15 protein-coding genes are annotated in these 18,620 nt (G+C 66.3%); 10 read left to right on the forward strand and 5 right to left on the reverse strand.

The features are described 5' to 3' along the window. Positions 1 to 152: 152 nt before the first annotated feature. Positions 153 to 854, forward strand: a complete 702-nt coding sequence (locus tag D3I60_RS01090; protein ID WP_262774207.1) for an NUDIX hydrolase — start codon at positions 153 to 155, stop codon at positions 852 to 854. 83 nt (positions 855 to 937) lie between these two features. Here the strand turns inward: D3I60_RS01090 and D3I60_RS01095 are convergent, their stop codons facing one another. Both D3I60_RS01095 and D3I60_RS01100 read right to left on the reverse strand, forming a co-directional pair. Then, entirely contained in the window at positions 938 to 1,822 is an 885-nt protein-coding gene (locus tag D3I60_RS01095) for an enoyl-CoA hydratase-related protein (RefSeq protein ID WP_262774209.1), read from the reverse strand. A gap of 107 nt (positions 1,823 to 1,929) precedes the next feature. Continuing rightward, complete coding sequence (locus D3I60_RS01100) at positions 1,930 to 3,312, reverse strand: MFS transporter (RefSeq protein ID WP_262774211.1); 1,383 nt, start codon at positions 3,310 to 3,312, stop codon at positions 1,930 to 1,932. A gap of 265 nt (positions 3,313 to 3,577) precedes the next feature. On the opposite strand from D3I60_RS01100, the gene D3I60_RS01105 reads away from it, so the two are divergent. From D3I60_RS01105 to D3I60_RS01115, 3 genes are all read left to right on the forward strand, one after another. Further along, on the forward strand, positions 3,578 to 3,961 hold the full coding sequence (locus D3I60_RS01105) for a TM2 domain-containing protein (protein ID WP_262774213.1): 384 nt from the start codon (positions 3,578 to 3,580) through the stop codon (positions 3,959 to 3,961). Positions 3,962 to 4,107: 146 nt separating this feature from the next. Then, positions 4,108 to 5,691: an FMN-binding glutamate synthase family protein gene (locus D3I60_RS01110; protein ID WP_262774215.1), complete on the forward strand. Its 1,584-nt coding sequence runs from the start codon at positions 4,108 to 4,110 to the stop codon at positions 5,689 to 5,691. Between the two features lie 125 nt (positions 5,692 to 5,816). Beyond that, the gene (locus D3I60_RS01115; RefSeq protein WP_262774217.1) at positions 5,817 to 6,386 is read left to right on the forward strand and encodes a dienelactone hydrolase family protein; all 570 of its coding nucleotides are present in this window, start codon (positions 5,817 to 5,819) and stop codon (positions 6,384 to 6,386) included. A 317-nt stretch (positions 6,387 to 6,703) separates the two neighbouring features. On the opposite strand, the gene D3I60_RS01120 is transcribed toward D3I60_RS01115, so the two are convergent. Further along, positions 6,704 to 6,907 (reverse strand): hypothetical protein, encoded by a 204-nt coding sequence (locus D3I60_RS01120; RefSeq protein ID WP_262774218.1) that lies wholly within the window; start codon positions 6,905 to 6,907, stop codon positions 6,704 to 6,706. A 300-nt stretch (positions 6,908 to 7,207) separates the two neighbouring features. On the opposite strand from D3I60_RS01120, the gene D3I60_RS01125 reads away from it, so the two are divergent. Next, positions 7,208 to 7,729, forward strand: a complete 522-nt coding sequence (locus D3I60_RS01125) for a hypothetical protein (RefSeq protein WP_262774219.1) — start codon at positions 7,208 to 7,210, stop codon at positions 7,727 to 7,729. Between the two features lie 202 nt (positions 7,730 to 7,931). On the opposite strand, the gene D3I60_RS01130 is transcribed toward D3I60_RS01125, so the two are convergent. Beyond that, positions 7,932 to 8,735 (reverse strand): 3-oxoacyl-ACP reductase, encoded by an 804-nt coding sequence (locus D3I60_RS01130; protein WP_262774221.1) that lies wholly within the window; start codon positions 8,733 to 8,735, stop codon positions 7,932 to 7,934. 381 nt (positions 8,736 to 9,116) lie between these two features. Here D3I60_RS01130 and D3I60_RS01135 point away from each other — a divergent pair, with 381 nt between their 5' ends. From D3I60_RS01135 to D3I60_RS01150, 4 genes are all read left to right on the forward strand, one after another. Continuing rightward, positions 9,117 to 10,142 (forward strand): hypothetical protein, encoded by a 1,026-nt coding sequence (locus D3I60_RS01135; protein ID WP_262774223.1) that lies wholly within the window; start codon positions 9,117 to 9,119, stop codon positions 10,140 to 10,142. Positions 10,143 to 10,266: 124 nt separating this feature from the next. Further along, entirely contained in the window at positions 10,267 to 11,295 is a 1,029-nt protein-coding gene (locus D3I60_RS01140; RefSeq protein ID WP_262774225.1) for a 3-oxoacyl-ACP synthase III, read from the forward strand. 7 nt (positions 11,296 to 11,302) lie between these two features. Continuing rightward, a complete protein-coding gene (locus tag D3I60_RS01145; protein WP_262774227.1) occupies positions 11,303 to 14,152 on the forward strand; it encodes an alpha/beta fold hydrolase in 2,850 nt (949 codons plus the stop codon). 62 nt (positions 14,153 to 14,214) lie between these two features. Continuing rightward, positions 14,215 to 15,180 (forward strand): NAD-dependent epimerase/dehydratase family protein, encoded by a 966-nt coding sequence (locus tag D3I60_RS01150; RefSeq protein WP_262774228.1) that lies wholly within the window; start codon positions 14,215 to 14,217, stop codon positions 15,178 to 15,180. Positions 15,181 to 15,192: 12 nt separating this feature from the next. Here D3I60_RS01150 and D3I60_RS01155 read toward each other — a convergent pair whose 3' ends face one another. Further along, entirely contained in the window at positions 15,193 to 16,542 is a 1,350-nt protein-coding gene (locus tag D3I60_RS01155) for a hypothetical protein (protein ID WP_262774229.1), read from the reverse strand. A 104-nt stretch (positions 16,543 to 16,646) separates the two neighbouring features. Between D3I60_RS01155 and D3I60_RS01160 the strand changes: the two genes are divergently transcribed. After that, positions 16,647 to 18,596, forward strand: coding sequence for an acetate--CoA ligase (locus D3I60_RS01160; RefSeq protein ID WP_262774231.1), 1,950 nt, complete (start codon positions 16,647 to 16,649; stop codon positions 18,594 to 18,596). The last annotated feature ends 24 nt before the right edge of the window (positions 18,597 to 18,620 follow it).

An 18,620-nucleotide genomic window follows, 5' to 3' on the forward strand; every position in this document is an offset into this window, starting at 1 on the left:
TGGGTTATCGGCCTCAGATGGAGGATGTCAGATTGTCACCCATCGTATCCTGCCCGCCTCGCGCGCACTCGCCCCACCCCGCCGTCAGCCCTCTGCCCGAGCCCGGGCATACTGGAAGGAGACATCAATTGCTGAGAGCGAAGGTGCTGAACGTGATTCGAGACATCAACCCCGAAGGCTCCGACCGTTCGGATACCGCCGACAGCGCGAGCCGCGGTCCCGATATCGCCGACGCCGAGACGGTCCCGATCAGGCCCGCCGTCAGCGTGCTCATGCTCCGCGACGGGGACGAGGGTATCGAGGTGTTCGTCCAGCACCGGGTATCGACGATGGATTTCGCCGCCGGCGTCGTCGTCTTCCCCGGCGGTCGCGTCGACCCTGTCGATGCGACCGCCGCACCGACCATCGCCGTCCCCGATCCACAGGTGCACACCTCAGCATGGTCCGATTCGACCATCGCCGAGGATGCCGAGGGTTGGCGCGTCCTGCTCGCCACTGCTGTGCGCGAAGTCGAGGAGGAGACGGGCGCGGTCCTCGACCCGGCCGGGCTCAAGCCGTGGGCGAACTGGGTGACTCCCTTGGGTCGGCCCAAACGCTTCGACACGTACTTCTATACGATCGCGGCTCCCGAGCTCGCCGCCGCCCAGCATCAGACGACGGAGGCGCACACGAGCGAGTGGCGCTCGGTGACCGGGATCCTCGCAGATGAGGGAGCCGGACGGCTGAAGCTCATGCGTCCGACGTTCGTGCTGTTGCGTGAGCTCGCGGAATTCTCCACCGTCGCCGAGGCGATCACCGCCGAGAGGATCATCGATCCCGTCCGCCCGGAGTTCCCCTCGAACCGCGGTTCTTAGTTCACCTCATTCGCCTGCGTCCGACTTCCCTCGCTTGAGCCCAGGATCCCGCTGTTCGCAGCAGGACCCCGGCGATCCCGACCTCAGCCCTTAGCGCGGGCCTTCATCGCGGCCAGGCGAGTGGCGACGACCTGCTTCTGCTCGTCGGTGCCCAACAGCGCCGCGAGCGCTTCCTGTTCGGCGTCGAGTCCGGTGCTGAAGTCGGAGTCATAGGACAGGTCGACGAGCCGCTTCGCCCACACCAGCGCCGCCCGTGACTGGCCCGCGATCTGCCCGGCCAATTCGAGAGCACGAGCCAGAGGGTCCTCGACGACCTCTTCGACGAGGCCGATGCGCAGAGCTTCTTCGGCACCGATCGCATCGGCGGTGACGATGAGCTTCTTCGCCTGAGCCGGTCCCACGAGTCGCGGCAGCAGCTGGGTGCCGCACATATCGGGGATGATCCCCCAATTGAGTTCCATGAGTGAGAGCTTCGCATCCGGTCCGGCCACACGCATGTCCGCGCCCAGGGCGATCTGCAGTCCGCCGCCGAGCGCCGCCCCGCGCACCGCAGCGATGACCGGAACCTCGACGAGTGACCACACGTGCACGGCTTTCTGCGCCAGGGCCCGGGCCGAACCGAGTCGCTCACCGATATCGACGACGGTGGCCACGGAATCCGCCGCACCCGATTCACCAGCACCGGCGGCCTGCTCGGCCGCTTCCTCAGCGGATGAGCGGGTCGCGGCTCCGGCCTCGGCGATCCGAGCCATTTCGGTGAAGTCGAGACCGGCGCTGAAGGCACGACCGCGACCGGACAGGACCACGGCCTTGACCTCGCTCGACTCCTTCAGTGCCAGACCCGCCTCGACGAGGTCTTCGAAGACCTCGCGGGTGAGCGAATTGAGCTTGTCGGCACGGTCGATCTCGACGTGGGCGACGCCGTCGGTGATCGCGTAGACGACGGTCGAGTTGGCGGTCTCGGACATGAACTGGCCTTTCGACGACGACGCCGGCGCGGATGTCACCGGCGGATGAGGAGCACGACGCAACCGCAGGCGACAGGCCACCGACGCCGGCGACACTGAACGAGCGATCAGCTGCGTTTCTTGAAGCCTAGCGGAGCACCGGTCAGGGTCAAGACGAAGACCACTATGAGGGAGCTCGCGCACATGGCGACGACTCCCGGCCAGGCGAAGTCGGCGAAGAGGACCGCCGAGAGCCAGGCGCCGAGGCTCGTACCGAGGTAATAGACGGTGAGGTAGATGGCCGCAGAACGGGTCGAGTCGACTCCCGGCCGGGCGGCACTCGCCGCCGCGGAAGCACCCGTATGTCCGAGGAAGAATCCGGCGGTGAGCAGCGACATGCCGATGATGATCACCACGAGCGAATCGACCAGAGTCAGCCCCGCACCGGCGAGCGCGATGACCATTCCGGCCAGGGTGATCCGAGTGCGTGAGGACTTCGTGGCCAGGCGGCCGTAATATGTGGTGACGACGGTGCCGACGAGGTAGATGAGGAAGAACAGGGCGACCGCGCCCTCGCTCAGGTGCCACGGATCCTGCTGCAGGCGGGTGCCGAGCATCGTGAACGATCCGCCGAAGACGATCATGCACAGGAACCCGGTGAGGTAGATCCTCCACAGACCTCCGCGCAGCGGAATCGCTCGCCGAGGCGGCTGCGCGCTCCCAGCCCCACCGTCGTCGGCGGCAGAGTCGGCAACGTCGTCGACGGACCTATCGGTGGCGGCCACGACGTCATTGCCGTCGGCGAGAGCATTGCTGGCACTGCCGTCACCTGCGGTGACAGCGTCAGGGTCGGCCGCCTCGGTGAGGGCGGGATCCGTATCGGACGGAGCGGAATCGTCCGAATCGAGGACGGCCCGGCTGCGGGCGGTGGAGAAGAGATCGTGGCGCAGCAGCCAGACGACGATGAGCCCGAAGATCAGTGACACGGCTGCGGTGAACGCAAGCCCGCCGTGCCAGCCGAGGAATTCCGACGCCAGCCCGGTGAGCAGCCTCGAGCAGAGCCCGCCGATCGTGTTGCCGGCGATGTAGACCCCGATCGCTCCGGGCAGCGCGGCCGGCGGCAGACGCAGGGAGAGATAGGCCATGGCCGTGGCCGGCACCGAGGCGATCGCCAGGCCCTGGAGGAACCGGACGACGATGAGCAGCTCCGGGGTCGGAGTGAAGGGAAGGACGAGCGCGAGGATCGCTGCAACGATCACCCCGGCACCGATCTGGCGGGCGTGGCCGATGCGCGGGGCGAGCATCGAGAACGGAATGAGGAAACAGGCCATGGCCACGTTCGTCGCGGACACGGTCAGACTCGCCGTCGGACCGTCGATTCCGTAGGCCTCCCGGATCGCCGGCAGCAGGCCCTGGGTCTCGTAGAGGACGAGGAAGACGGAGACTCCCGCGAGGAAGACCGCGGCTACGGTACGCCGAGTGCTCGTCGGACTCGGCTCACCTGTGCTCATGAGCCCTACGCTATGCCTCCGGCATCCGTGGCTCAAACGGTTCCGGGTCCCGGACCGTGTGAGTCCGGACACCGCAGGGATGTGGAGGATAACCCCATCGCCGAGGCGGTCCTGCGACTTCTAGGCTGAAGACCAGAAGTTCGACGAGCAGTGAATGGACGTGCCAGCGATGACGGCGACCAGCGAGATTCCCGCACTCAGCGCAGACCACGCGAACCGCCCTGCCGCGCCCTCTGACTCGTCAGCTCCTCCACAGAACCCTGCAGTGCCTTCCCCCGATGTCTCTGCTTCGTCCCTGGAATCGCTGGCGCCGACCGATAGCCGACACACGGACGTGCCCGGCAATCGTTCCTTCGTCATCACCTGGCTGCTGTCGATGCTCTTCGGGGTCCTCGGTCTTGATCGGTTCTACACGGGCCGGTACCTCACGGGCGCGCTCAAGCTGCTCAGCCTCGGCGGGTTGGGGATCTGGTGGCTCATCGATCTCGGCATCGTCCTCGCCGGCGGTCTGCGCTATCGGCGGGAGCCGTTGCGCGGTTACGCGCAGGACAAGGAGATCGCGTGGATCGCCACCGGGTTCACCCTCATCGTCGCCTATTCGATGCAGGTCGACGAGCTCGTCACGACGCTGCTCGGCAGCCTCTTCTGAGGCGGTCCCGCCTCCTGTTCTGATGCGTCTCGGCAGCCTGTTCTGGGACGGTTCGCCGCCTGTTCACGACTGTCTCCGGTCTGCCTTTCCTGAAAACTGCACGTTCTCGGTCTAGGCTCGAGATCAGGACAGTTCAAGGAGGCACAATGAAACGGCAATTCCCCATTGTCCGGATGGTCACCGGCGAATCGGCAGGCAAGCAGATCGCCGGAGCGGCGGCGGCCGCCTCGGCGCTCGGACTCGGCGCACTCGCCGCATGGGATCTCACGCAGAAGAAGCACTCGATCCTGCGCAACTATCCGATCGCCGGGCACGCCCGGTTCCTGTTGGAGTCGATCCGGCCGGAGATCCAGCAGTACTTCATCGAACGCAACTGGGACGGACGCCCCTTCAGCCGCGACACCCGCACCACCATCTACGAACGAGCCAAAGGCACTCACTCCGAACATGCGTTCGGCACCGAGCACGACGTCGACCGCGCCGGCTACGAGGCGCTCATGCACTCGAACATGCCGATCCCCAATCCGCCCAGGCCACCGCGGGTGCGCGTCGGCGGTGACGAGTGCACTCAGCCCTACGACATCTCACTGCTCAACGTCTCGGCGATGAGCTTCGGCTCGCTGAGCAACAACGCCATCCGGGCCCTGAACAAGGGCGCGGCGCTGGGCGGATTCGCCCACGACACCGGGGAGGGATCGATCTCGCCGTATCACCGTGAACACGGCGGCGACCTCATCTGGGAGCTCGGCACCGGATACTTCGGGGCCCGCACCCCCGAAGGAGAATTCTCCCCCGAGATCTTCGCCGAGAAGGCGCAGGACCCGCAGGTGAAGATGGTCTCGCTCAAGCTCTCCCAGGGTGCGAAGCCGGGCATCGGCGGCGTTCTGCCAGGGCCGAAGGTCACCGAGGAGATCTCCGAGATCCGCGGCATCCCAGTCGGTCAGACCTGCATCAGCCCTCCCGGACACAAGGTATTCTCGACTCCGATCGAGCTGCTCGAGTTCATCCGGCAGATGCGTGAACTCTCCGGAGGCAAACCCGCCGGATTCAAACTGTGCATCGGCTCGCGCACGGAGTTCCTCTCAATCGTCAAGGCCATGGTGGAGACCCGGATCCTGCCGGACTTCATCATCGTCGACGGCTCCGAGGGCGGCACGGGTGCTGCACCATTGGAGTTCGAGGACAATGTCGGTCTGCCTCTGACTCAGGGGCTGATGATCGTCCACAACGCGCTCGTCGGCGCGGGCCTGCGGAAGAAGATCAAGGTCGGCGCCTCGGGCAAGATCGCCACCGGCACCGATATCGTCAAGCGCCTCATCCAGGGTGCGGACTTCACGAACTCGGCCCGCGCGATGATGATGGCCGTCGGCTGCATCCAGGCCCAGGCCTGCCACACGGGCAAATGCCCCGTCGGCGTCGCCACACAGGATCCGCGGCGAGCGCGCGCCATCGACGTGCCCACCAAGGCCGAACGTGTGCGCAACTACCACGACGGAGTCGTCGCCGAGGCGGTCCGCCTCATGGCATCGATGGGGGCGGCCGCACCGGACGAGCTGGAGCCGACGATGCTGCGACGCAATGTCTCAGCCTCGGAATCCTGGTCCTATGCTCGCCTCTACGACTGGCTGAAGCCCGGCGAGCTCCTTGATGACACCCCCTCCGAGTGGGCCGACGACTGGGCCACGGCCCGCGCCGATACCTTCGCCATCCCCCGCGGACACAGCCGCTGAGCCGCCGCGGCGGTCGCTCGGCGCCGGCCGGATGGTCGGCGCCGGCCGCCTGATCTGCTCCGGCCGCCTGATCTGCTCCGGAGCCGACCACCTGATCGGCCCGTCCTCTCTCGAAAGGATCGCATATGACCACCCTTGTCCTTCTCCACTCGGCTTTGGGGCGGACGTCCGGGATGGATGCCATCGCCGAACGCTTCGCCCTGGCCGGATATGCCGTCCACACTCCCGACGTCTACGCGGGCAGGACCTTCGACGACGCAGAATCGGGAGTCGCCCACTCCCAGGGGCTCGGGTTCTCGACCCTCGTGGATCGGGTGAAGGACGCCTGCGAGGACCTCGGCGACGACCTCGTCTTCGGCGGATTCTCGCTGGGAGCCGCGCTCGCTCAGCAGATGGGCAAGAACGATCCGCGGGCCCGCGGCGTCCTGCTCTTCCACGGCGGCGGCTTCCCCAAGCCGACCCGCTGGCAGGCGGGAGTGCCGGTGCAGGCTCATTTCGCCGTCGATGACTCCTGGCGCAGCCCGGGAACGATCGAGACGCTGATGGAATCCGCGACGAAGGCGGGTGCGCAGGCGGAGTACTTCCTCTACCCGGGCAGCACCCACCTGTTCAGCGACCCGACCACCCCGGACTACCGCGAAGACAGCGCAGAACTGCTCTACGAACGGGCTTTGGCCTTCCTCGAGCGGTTGTGAAATCCACTCCCCGACTCCGGGACCGCCCTTGCACGTAGGCCACCCGCCGCCCGCCCCCGTCGACGTCGGCGGGCGCGGCCCACATTCAGGTTGCCCAGCAGTGAAAGCGCCGACCGCTCAACCCGTTGCCGACCGCTCAAGTAACCGTCGAGCGAGCAGCTCAGCGCACCGTCACGACGCCGACCGCTCGACTTAGCGCCGAGCGCTCAACGCATACCTTGATACAGCGGCGGTAAGTCGAGCGGTCGGCAAAAACGGCTCTTTGGCAGGTACCCATTGGCCGCTCTCCGCACTAGGCCGTTTAATGGAGTTTGCTGTCAACTATTGGCATTTGACTCTTTTTGATACAGACTATCTTCATGGTGACCGTCTTCAGCTCCAAGCGACTTCGCAGTCTCGGCTTCGGAGAGAAGGACATCCGCAAAGCTGTGCGCTGCTGCCTGCAGAAGGTTCGTCGTGGCCAATTCGTTCTCACCCAGACGTGTGATCAGCAGGCTCACGCCGTGCTGCAAGACGTACACTCGGCATCCTCGACTTCGTACCCTCAGGTCTTTGGGGATATCCGAGACAATTCCGAAGACCTCAAGTCCCTCATCCGGTCGTACGCTGATGACCGGTTACCCGACGCCGTCTTCTCCCATGTGTCAGCGGCCTTGTTGCATGACCTCGATCCGCCCTTCCCCGCAGTCGACAAATGCGAGATGATTCGGACAGGAACTCGCCGGAGCAGCACTACCCTCCGCATTCGCGATCGGACCGTTCCTCCAGGCGACATCTGTTCGGTCGGGGGCCTCCCCGTCACCGCCCCGATCAGGACCCTAGTGGACATTGCTCGCGACTATGAGCCGGAGTTCTCGGTCCCACTGCTCTCGGACGCGCTTCGCCGACGACTTGTCAGCAAAGAGGAACTGTGGGCCGCCCTGCCGCCCGCCCATCGCGGCTGTCGCACCGCCGCGCTTGCCATCAGCCTCGCGGATGAGAACCACGAGTCGGCCGCAGAATCGATCACTGCCGTCAAGTTCCATCGCTTCGACATCACCGGGATGGTCCCCCAAGTCGAGACCTTCGACTCGGCAGGAAATTTCCTCGGCCGCAACGACTTCCGACATGAGAAACTCGAACTCATCGTCGAATGCCACGGTGTCGGCAAGTACTTCATGGGACGCAACAACCCCGACGAAGCCAGCAGGAAGAACCACGAACGGCACATGAAGCTGCTCAACGCGGGGTACCGCATCTTCAACCTCGTCTGGGCAGACCTGTTCCGGCCACATGAGTTCATCAAGATCAAAGCCGAGCTCGACACGCTGGCGAAGAACGAACCCGATCAGCACGGCAAATGACCACGGCTCCTCCACCGACCGCTCACTTCAGCGTCGCTGTATCAGGTTATACGCCGCGCGCTCGACGCTGAGTCGAGCGGTGGGCGACGTGACAGTGAGCAGACGTGCGCGCTCGTCGCTGGGTCGAGCGGTGGGCGAAGTGCACGCCGCTCACCCTCGTCGACGCTGGCCGGCGTGGCCAACCCTGTCACAGTCGGCCGCTTCAACCCATGACGAGGCCGTTGTCGACGATGAGGTTCTGGCCGGTCACCGCACGCGAAGCGGGAGAAGCGAAGAACACCACCGCCGAGGCGAAGTCCTCCGGAGTCGTCACCCGTCGCAGCGCGCTGGCGGCCGCGATCTGGTCGAAGACCTCTTCGGGCGTCGCCGAGGACGCATCGGTGGTGCGCAGCAATCCGCCGGAGACCATGTTCACTCGCACCCCGGCCGGACCTAGATCTTTCGCGAACGTCCTGGTCAGCGACAGCAGCGCCGCCTTGCCGGCCGTGTAGTCGTGATACGGCACGACCGGATCCTGGAACAGGTTGGTGCCGATGTTGATGACGCGGCCGGAACCGAGCTCACGGAAACCGTGCATCGCGGCTTGGATCGTGTTGACCGCACCCTCGACCGAACCGCGGAACTGGTCGGCGAAATCCGAATAGTCGATCTCGTCGGCCGGTTGGCGCTCATCGCCGTTGAACGAGAAGTCTGCGAGAGCATTGTTGACCACAGTGGACACGGGAGTACCGAACTCGGCGGCCGCGGTTTCGAACATGGCGTCGACGGCACGGGAGTCCGTGACATCGGCTTCGATGGCCACGGCACGTCCACCGCGAGCGCGGACCGCCTCGGCGAGCTCTTCCGCGGCCTCGGCCGAGTACCGGTAGTTGATGACCAGCGCCGCACCTTCCGGAGCGAAGGCCTTCGCGATCGCAGCGCCAAGGCCGCGTCCGGATCCGGTGACGAGCACGACCTGCTCATCGAGAGGCAGAGCCTCGGAGGTGAACGCCTGTGGGTTGCTCATCGCGTGTCTCCTTCGGACGTCGGTGGGCGGATCCTGACCCCACCATACCCACGAACCGCCAGCACCGAGGCCGAGCGCCGCGAGACGGACTGCAGCGCGGCAGATGTTGGGGCGATCCACGGTGATATCACGGCTCAGAGAACACCGTAGGGCGACCCAAGAATCGTGCGATGGCCGTGTCCGCACTCAAATCCGGCAAGAGCGGACCGCCGGAACGATTTCCTGGTCGATCCAGATCGTTTTCGACGTCCAGAACACCGTGGACAGACCCGACAATCGCTCCGAACCGCGCGCACATGGGCCACGGAACGTGCTCTGAGCGGCATGAGTCCATAGACTGAAAAGAAGACCACCGTTGTCCATCCCCAGGAAGTCACCCTCATGAACGAGCTCGGCGCCGGCATCTCCATCGGAGTCCTCGCGGCTCTCGTCGTCTTCGTCATCTACTTCATCGGAGCGAAGCTCGGACGATGGCAGCCCAGGAACCCCGCCAGCGGAGGCGGCGCCCAGGGCGGCTACCCGCAGACTCAGTACGGTCAGAACCCCTACGGCCAACCCGGCTACAACCAGTCCGGTCGCCCGTGGAGCAGCGAGGATGAGACCCGCGTTCTTCCCAGCAACGCGCAGGGCTACAACGCGCAGGGCTACAACGATGATGCCGATCTGCCGCGGGCGACGAAGAACGAACTCGCCGCCAACGTCCAGCACTCCGGCCAGATGATCGAGGCCAACCGACGGGCTGCCACCGCGGCCAACGGCGACACCGTCGCAGTGTTCACCTACATCCTCGGCGCCGCTCTCATCGCCGTCGTCGCCTTCGTGTTCTTCAACAACCTGCTGCTGCCGGCCACCATCGGCGCGCTGACGGGCGCGATCATCTGCGTGGCGCTGTCGGCAACCTATACGATCAAGCACCTGGACTTCTGGCCGGACAATGCGACGATCTCGATCATCAACCTGCTCGTCGCCCTGGCCGCGTCGATCTTCATGTACATCGGGTCAGTGCAGACGGTGCGCGACAACATCAGCCTGTCCACGATCACCGACTCGTTCGACGCCCTGCCCTTCGGCGACGGCTTCTCCGCCTTCGCCGTGGCCATCGGCGATCGGGTGGTGACGTTCTTCAAGGACTTCGGCTTCTTCGGCTTCGTGTTCCTGCTGTTCATGGGCATCGGCTGCATCATCGTCTTCACCCTCGCCGCGAAGTCGCTCGTCGACGTCATGGATTGGCGGATCTTCGCCCAGTTCGGCCACAACGTCACCGATCGTCCTATGTCGTATTCGCGCGCCGTGCGCTTCCAGACGTCGAAGGTCTCGCACACTGTGACCTCGCTCGTTCTCGCCGTCATCGCTGTGCTCGCCGCCACAGGATTGCTCTATGACGGCTTCACTTGGTTCACACGCTGATGAACATCTCAGAAACCGGGCGGTAAGATAGGTCCGGAATTCCCCCGTCGTGACGCGTTACGCACGCGCCTCTGCGGCCGATATCGACACCGACGAACGACCCGAAAAGGGATGAGTACTTCAATTGGCGAATGGCAACGCAACATTTCGGCACTCGAACGTGGCCCTGCTCGGCCTGACCGAGACCCTGGCCCCGAACGAAGTGACCTCGCAGGAATTCGACGACCGCCTCGCCGATACGCTGTCATCTCTCAAACTGCCGCAGGGTCTGCTCCAACGCGTCGCCGGTGTGTACGCCCGCCGCAACTGGGATGAGCCCCACCAGTTCGCCGATGGTGCGATCGCGGCCGGAAAGAGGGCCCTCGCCGAGGCGGGGGTCCCTCCCGACGCCATCGGACTGATGGTCAACACCTCGGTGACCCGTGAACACCTGGAACCGTCCGTGGCCGTCGGCGTCCACGCCGGCATCGGGCTCGGCCCGCAGGCGATGAATTTCGACATCGCCAACGCCTGCCTCGGATTCGTCAACGGAATGACCCTGGCCGCGAACATGATCGACGCCGGGCAGATCGAATACGCCCTCATCGTCGCCGGCGAAGACGCCTCCCGCGTCCAAGACGCGACGCTTCGCCGCCTCAACCGTCCGGAGATCACCCGCGAGGAGTACCTCAACGAATTCGCGTCCCTGACCCTGGGTTCCGGCGCTGCCGCCGCCGTCCTCGGCCCGGCCGACAAACATCCGGAGGGCCACCGCATCCTCGGCGGGATCACCCGTGCGGCCACCCAGCATCACGAGCTGTGTGTCGGCGACCACAACGGAATGTTCACCGACACGAAGGGGCTGCTCTCCGGCGGCATGGAACTCGTCGTCGCCGCGTGGAAGGAAGCCCACGAGACCGGTTGGGACTGGCGGGAGATGGACCGCTACGTCATGCACCAGGTCTCCGATGTGCACACGAATTCGATCACGAAGGCCGCGAACCTCGACCCCGACCGGATCCCCGTGAGCTATCCGGAGCTGGGCAACGTGGGCCCCGCCTCCCTGCCCATCACCCTGTCCCGTGAGGCCGAGAACCTCAAACCCGGCGACCGCATCCTGTGCATGGGCGTCGGCTCCGGCCTCAACACCGCCATGACCGAGATCGAGTGGTAGAGACTTCATGAGATTTCCTGCACGGCCGGCCACGACTCCCCCGCAGCTGCCCGAGTGGGACCCCGCCTGGTCCCGAATCGTCGAGGCGGAAACCTCCGATGGGACGCATGCGTTCCATGTGCTCGACACACTGCCCGCCCTGACCGCTGCCGGGGTGGAGCCGGCGGGCACGATCGTCGCCCTCCACGGCAACCCGACCTGGTCGTATCTGTGGCGCAGGCTGGCGCAGGCCACCATCGACGCCGCGCAGTCGGGCGGCCGCGCCTGGCGGCTCATCGCCCCCGACCAGCTCGAGATGGGCTTCTCCGAACGGCTCGCCCACGAGTCGATGCCGGCGCCGAAATCCAATGAGGTCCGTCGCATCGCCGATCGCATCAACGATTTCGACGCGGTCGTCTCAAACCTGTTCGCCGAGGTGGCCGCCACCGGATCCGCCACCCACCCGATCGTGACGATCGGTCACGACTGGGGCGGAGTCCTCTCACTCGGCTGGGCCGCCCGAAATACCGAACTGGTGTCCGCGGCGATCAGTCTCAACACGGCCGTCCACCAGCCCGAGGACGCCCCGGTGCCAGCACCGCTGCGCGCGACCCTGGCCGGACCCATGCTGCCGACGGCCACCGTGCTCACCGACTGGTTCCTGCGCGTGACCCTGGGCCTCGGCGATCTCGATGCCGAGACCAAGAACGCCTTCCATGCCCCGTACCGGAGGGCAGAGGACAGGTGGGCGATCGGCAACTTCGTCGCCGATATCCCCGTCGATGACACTCATGCCTCCGATCCCGAACTCCAGCGAATCGGCCAGGACATCGTTGCGTTCGACAAACCGGCGCTGCTCGTCTGGGGCCCGAAGGATCCGGTGTTCCTCGAACGCTATCTGCGGGACCTGCGCCAGCGCCTGCCTCAGGCCGATGTGCACCGGTTCGAAACGGCCTCCCACCTCGTCAGCGAAGATCACGATGTTCCCGGTCTCGTCCTCGACTGGCTGAGCGCCCAGTTCGATGCGCCCACCACCGCGAACACCCCCACCGAGGCGGCCCCCGCGAAAAGATCATCCGAGCGGATGGGCACGGCAGCCTCGGCGACGGGGTCGGTCCCTGCCGCCGCCGGCTCAGCGTCCGCACGGTCGGAAACGCCCTCCTCGGCGAGGGGATCGACTTCCGATGTCGCGGATGACTCCGCCACCGGCAACGGATCCGCGGAGGTCCGCGCGGTGACGGCGATCCTCGATGCCCGCCGTGACGACGAGGCGATCGCCTCGGTCGACTTCGCGCAGAATCCGGCGCAGCAGATCACGTGGCGCCACCTGTGGCACGTCACCACGTCGATCGCGAACGGATTGCTCGACCTCGGCGTGAAGCCCGGGGACCGGGTGTCCATGCTTGTGCCTCCGGGAAACAATCTCACCGCCGCCCTCTATGCGTGCCTGAAGATCGGCGCGGTCGCCGTCGTCGCCGATGCCGGACTCGGCCCGAAGGGAATGACTCGGGCGATCACCTCGGCCGATCCGCAGTGGATCATCGGCGAGCTGCCCGGACTCGCTCTGGCCCGCGCCTTCGGCTGGCCGGGACGGCGCATCTCAGTGCGTCCGCTCGGGCCCGTGCGCTCGCGCGTGTTCAAGGCGGAGACGAGCCTGACCGAACTCTCCCGCGCCCCGCACCGGGCCGAGCTGCCGACCCCGTCACCGGATGCCGATGCGGCGATCCTCTTCACCTCCGGGTCGACAGGACCGGCGAAGGGCGTACGCTATACGCATGCGGACATCTCCGCGCTGGCGGCCGTGCTGACCAGGACCTTCAACGTCACCGAAGGCACCGGTCTGGTGGCTGGGTTCCCACCGTTCGCCCTGTTGGGGCCGGCCATCGGGGCCACCTCGGTGACTCCGGACATGTCGGTGACGAAACCGAAGACGCTCACGGCCACTGCGATCGCCGATGCGATCATCGCCGGACGGGCCACCATGGTCTTCGCCTCCCCGGCCGCATACACGAATGTCGCCGCGACCGCCGGCGAGCTCGACGAGCAGCAGCGGGAAGCGTGCGCCGGGGTCGAACTCGTGCTCTCGGCGGGTGCGCCCGTGCCGCTGGAGCTTATGGATGCCGTCGCCGAGGTGTTCCCGAACGCGTCCATCCACTCCCCCTATGGCATGACCGAGGGGCTCCTGCTCACCGACATCGACCGTGACGGCGTAGCCGCCGCCGATGCCACCGGTGGTCTCGGGGTCTGTGTGGGGCAGCCGATCGACGGCGTCGAACTCGCTCTGGCCCCCATCGATGAGTCGGGACGTTCGGCCGATGAGCTGCTCCAAGGCGCGGCCGCGCAGGGCCGCCTCGGCGAATTCGTCGTCAGTGCCGCCCACATCAAGTCCGGCTACGACAATCTGTGGCGCACCACCGCGGATTCGGCGCGTGATGATCTGCACGGTCTGACCTGGCATCGCACGAACGACATCGGCCACATCGATGAGAACGGTCGCGTGTGGCTCGAGGGACGTCTGCAGCATGTCGTCACAACCCCGCGCGGACCGGTCGGGCCCGGAGGCCTCGAAGCGCTCATCGACGCCGATGCGCAGGTCAGCCGCAGCTCCGTCGTCGGCATCGGTCCCGTCGGCACCCAGGCACTCGTGGCGGTGCTCGATGCCGAGGGCACCTCGCTGTCTCCCGGTCTAGCGCCCTTGGACCTGACGGCGCGCCTGCGGGAGAAGGTCGCCGAGGCGGTCGGTCATGATCTGACCGCGGTGCTCGTGGCACTCGAGTTCCCCACCGACATCCGCCACAATTCGAAGATCGACCGCTCCCGCCTCGCCGCCTGGGCCGACAGCGTCCTGGCTGGTGGGCCGGTGCGGGGAAACGTCTAGAGGCATCGCCGATATCTGCGCCACCCCCGAATCTGCGTCGTCCCCGTTCACGAGGAGCTGAAGTGAGAATCACCGTCACAGGAGCCTCCGGGCTGCTCGGTTCGTCCGTCGCGCGTGCGCTCGTCACCGGCGGTCACGAGGTCACCACTCTGCAGCGTCGCCCCTCAGGGGTCGACGGTGCCGTCGATGTCATCGGTTCGGTAACCGATGCGGCTGCCGTCGATCAGGCCGTCACCGGCGCCGAGGCAGTCGTGCACTTGGCCGCGAAGGTGTCCATGATGGGTGATCCCAAGGATTTCGAGGCCGTGAACATCGGCGGGACCCGGACACTCGTCGATGCGACACGGGCCGCCGGCGTACAGCGGCTGGTCCATATCTCGTCGCCGTCGGTGGCACATACCGGTGAGTCGATCATCGGCGACGGTGCCGAACCGGCGTCTCCGGAGTTTGCGCGCGGCGAGTATGCGCGGACGAAAGGCGCCGGTGAGCGGATTGCTCTGGGCGCGGACTCGTCCGACTTCCGGGTGCTCGTCCTGCGTCCGCACCTCATGTGGGGTCCGGGTGATGCCCAGCTCACTGAACGGGTCATCGACCGGGCCCGATCGGGGCGGATGCCGGTGCTCGGTTCGGGAGCGGCGCTGGTCGACACCCTGTTCGTCGACAATGCAGTGGAGGCGATCGTCGCGGCGGTGACCGCGGTCGATTCCACCCATGGTGAGGCATTGGTGGTGACGAACGGTCAGCCTCGGCCGATCGGTGAGCTGATGTCACGCATCGCGATCGCCGGCGGTGCGGCGGAGCCGAAGCTGCGCATTCCGGTGGCACCGGCGCTGGCAGCAGGGTCTGCGGTCGAAAAGGTGTGGGAGCTCGGAGAGCATGACGACGAACCGCCGTTGACGAGGTTCCTCGCCGAACAGCTGTCGACCGCGCATTGGTTCGATCAGCGGCGGACGCAGGAAGTCCTCGGGTGGACTCCCCGCGTCAGCATCGAAGAGGGCCTGCAGATCCTCGCCGCGCACTACGCCTGAGGGTGTGCCGGCTCAGAGCCGGTACTGGTTGTTCTCCTCGGCCGAGGGTTCCTCGCTCTCAGGAGCCTGGTCGTCCGCGGTTTCGTCTTCGGCAGGCTCTTCCTCGGCCGAGACTGCGGACTCCTCGATCTCGTCCGGAATCTTGCCGGAGAGCGCGTCGGCCGACATTCCGGGTTCACCGGTCGGCGGTGCCTCGAGCGAGGAGCCGCTGGCGGATTCGTCGAATTCCTCCGGGTCGAGCGTCGCCGGGTCTTCGGCGGGTCCTTCGAGTTCGGGGTCGGACGCCGAGGCGGACCCGCTGTCACTGACGTCGTCCTTATTCAGCGACGGAACTGCGGACATGTCGCCGTTCCTCGTCTCTGCAGCCTGTGGTGCAGCCGTATCCGCAGCCGGTGGTGCGGCGGTGGGCTGAGCCGGGAATGCCGGCGGCATCGGTGGAGGCGGGGGCAGTTCGGACGAATCCCCTGACTGCGCGGCAGGCTTCTCATCGCGCTGAGATGGTTCACCGTCGACACCGGCTGTGCCGGCGGACGGCGCGGATGCGGGTGGTTGTGCGGAAGCGACGGGTGCTGCCGGCTGTGCGGGCTTCACCACCACTGCGGGCTTCGCAGAGTCCGTGGGTCGTTCCTCATCTTTCGAGGCCTCTCCGCCTTCGGTTCCGCCCGACTCCAGCGACGATTCCGTCTCACTGTTCTGCTCATCTGCGTGCGCGGCCGCGTCGGCCTCAGATGCTTTCGACCCGGCGGTCATCGCCTCGTCCGATCCGGCGTTCGCCGCACCGTCAGCAACGGCGCTGGTCCCAGCCGATTCCTCGTCCTCGGTCGTCGCCGCGGACCCAGCCGCGTCCGAGCCTTCAGCGGTCGCACTGCCGGCGGGCTCGCTCGCAGTGGGAACCGCCTCGGTGGGTGTCGGCTGAGCCGACGCACCCTCGGCGGGGGTCGCCTCCCCCGACGCCGCCTCGGCGGAATCGTCGGCTGCAGCCATCCCCTCGGCGGAAGCCCCCTCGGCGGACCCATCGGACGAGGCCGCCTCGGACGATCGGGCGGTCGACCCCGGCAGGGCGCCGTCGATGCCTTCGAGGCTCACTCCCGCCTCGGCGGCGAGTCGGGCACGTCGTTCGGCACGGGCCTTCGCCCGCTCGTCTTCGCTCTTCTGCGCCTTGGCCTTGGCCTTCGCCGATTCGCCCTTCGGCTGGGTCGGGCGCACGGCCTCCCAGATGAGCAGGACGACCAGCATGGTCAGCCCGACGATGACGCCCATGAGGATCGAACCCCACGGTCGCGCCATCGCGAAGAAGTCGAAGATGGCGTTCAGACCGAACATGACGGCGAGGCCGAGGATCAGTGCAACCAGGAATCTCATATCCCCATTGTGCCCTCTCCTGGTCCGAGTGCAGGGAAATGGGTCCACTTTCGTGCTGTTGGCGAACCCCGAGGATGTGCCCCACCTCGGCACACACCTGTGCCATGCGTCACAATAGGAGCATGAACACCACCATCGAGAACTCCGCTGAAAGCTACGACGACATCGTGGCCCGCATCGCCGAGGACGCGCACGGCTTCTGGCTCGAGCAGGCCAAGAACCACGTCGACTGGGTCACCGAACCGACGAAGGCCGTCGACGATTCGAATGCGCCGATCTATCGCTGGTTCCCCGATGGCGAGCTCAACGTCTGCTACAACGCGCTCGACCGACATGTCGCGAACGGCCGCGGCGACCAGGCCGCCATCATCTACGATTCGCCGGTCACAGACACCGTCCGTTCGATCACCTACGCCGAGCTTCTCGACGAGGTCTCCCGCTTCGCTCGGGCTCTGGCGGACAGAGGGGTGACCAAGGGCGATCGCGTCGTCATCTACATGCCGATGATCCCCGAGGCAGCCGTAGCCATGCTCGCGTGCGCCCGCCTCGGCGCGATCCACTCGGTCGTCTTCGGCGGCTTCGCTCCGAACGAGCTCGCCGTGCGCATCGACGACACCGCCCCGAAGGCCGTCATCTCCACTTCCTGCGGAGTCGAGAAGAGCCGAGTCCTCGAATACAAGCCGATGCTCGATGAGGCCATCGAGATCGCTGAGAACAAGCCGGACTTCACCGTCATCGTCCAACGCGACGAGCATCGCTGCGAACTCGGCGAGAACGACCTCGACTACGCCGAACTGCTCGACCAGACGCCCGAGGGCATCGACCCGGTGACCGTGAAGGCCACCGACGAGCTCTACGTCCTCTACACCTCGGGCACCACCGGCAAACCGAAGGGAATCGTCCGCGACTCCGGCGGATATGCGGTGGCCGGAGCCTTCTCGATGCCGACCGTCTTCGGCCTCCACCCGGGCGACACGATGTTCACCGCGTCCGACGTCGGGTGGGTCGTCGGTCACACGTACATCATCTACGCACCCCTGCTGGCCGGCGTCACCTCGGTGCTCTATGAGGGCAAACCCGTGGGCACACCCGATGCCGGAGCCTTCTTCCGCGCCATCGAGCAGCACAAGGTCAACGTCCACTTCACCGCCCCGACCGCCATGCGCGTGGTGCGCAAGGAAGACCCGAACGGCGAGCTGATGAAGAAGTACGATCTGTCGAGTCTGCGTGCGGAATTCCTCGCCGGCGAGCGCCTCGATCCCGACACATATGAGTGGACGACGAAGATCCTCGCCGAGGCGACCGGACGCGACGTCCCCGTCGTCGACAATTGGTGGCAGACGGAGACCGGCTGGCCGATCACGGCGAATCCGCTGGGACTGACCCGGTTCCCGCTCAAGGCGGGGTCCTCGACGAAGCGGACCCCCGGCTTCCACGTCGAGGTCGTCGACCCCGGCGGTCAGCCCGTTCCAGCCGGGGAGGAAGGACTCATCGTCATCCGGCTGCCGCTGCCTCCGGGCACCATGGCCACGGTGTGGGGTGACGACGAGCGGTTCATCTCCTCCTACCTCGCCGCCTTCGACGGCTATTACCTCACCGGTGATTCCGGCTATCTCGATGAAGATGGGTACGTCTTCGTCATGGGTCGTACCGACGACGTCATCAACGTCGCCGGGCACCGCCTGTCCACCGGCATCATCGAGGCGGTCGTCGCCTCCCACCCGGCCGTGGCCGAGGCCGCTGTCATCGGCGTCCACGATGATCTGAAGGGACAGATCCCGCGTGCACTGGTCGTGCTCGGGGATTCCGCCGAGGCGGCCGACCCGGACACCGTCATCGACGAGCTCGTGACGCTCGTCCGCAAAGAGATCGGACCGGTCGCCGCATTCAAACGCGTCGACATCGTCGCGGGTCTGCCGAAGACCCGGTCGGGCAAGATCCTGCGCAAGACGATGCGGCAGATCGCCGACGGCGTCGACGATCCGGCAGTGCCGTCGACGATCGAGGATCGCAGCGTGCTTGATGACCTCGGGGCGGTGCTCTCCCGCGGCTGAGCGTTCAGCGGCCCGCGCTGCCGC

It is taken from the genome of Brevibacterium permense, from assembly GCF_025506275.1.
In the GTDB taxonomy this organism is placed as follows: domain Bacteria; phylum Actinomycetota; class Actinomycetes; order Actinomycetales; family Brevibacteriaceae; genus Brevibacterium; species Brevibacterium permense_A.

Coding starts and splice junctions, on each gene's coding strand:
- D3I60_RS01110 (WP_262774215.1), top strand. CDS start 4,108: ATGAAACGGCAATTCCCCATTGTCCGGATGGTCACCGGCGAATCGGCA.
- D3I60_RS01160 (WP_262774231.1), top strand. CDS start 16,647: ATGCGTCACAATAGGAGCATGAACACCACCATCGAGAACTCCGCTGAA.
- D3I60_RS01155 (WP_262774229.1), bottom strand. CDS start 16,542: ATGAGATTCCTGGTTGCACTGATCCTCGGCCTCGCCGTCATGTTCGGT.
- D3I60_RS01130 (WP_262774221.1), bottom strand. CDS start 8,735: ATGAGCAACCCACAGGCGTTCACCTCCGAGGCTCTGCCTCTCGATGAG.
- D3I60_RS01115 (WP_262774217.1), top strand. CDS start 5,817: ATGACCACCCTTGTCCTTCTCCACTCGGCTTTGGGGCGGACGTCCGGG.
- D3I60_RS01145 (WP_262774227.1), top strand. CDS start 11,303: ATGAGATTTCCTGCACGGCCGGCCACGACTCCCCCGCAGCTGCCCGAG.
- D3I60_RS01100 (WP_262774211.1), bottom strand. CDS start 3,312: ATGAGCACAGGTGAGCCGAGTCCGACGAGCACTCGGCGTACCGTAGCC.
- D3I60_RS01135 (WP_262774223.1), top strand. CDS start 9,117: ATGAACGAGCTCGGCGCCGGCATCTCCATCGGAGTCCTCGCGGCTCTC.
- D3I60_RS01095 (WP_262774209.1), bottom strand. CDS start 1,822: ATGTCCGAGACCGCCAACTCGACCGTCGTCTACGCGATCACCGACGGC.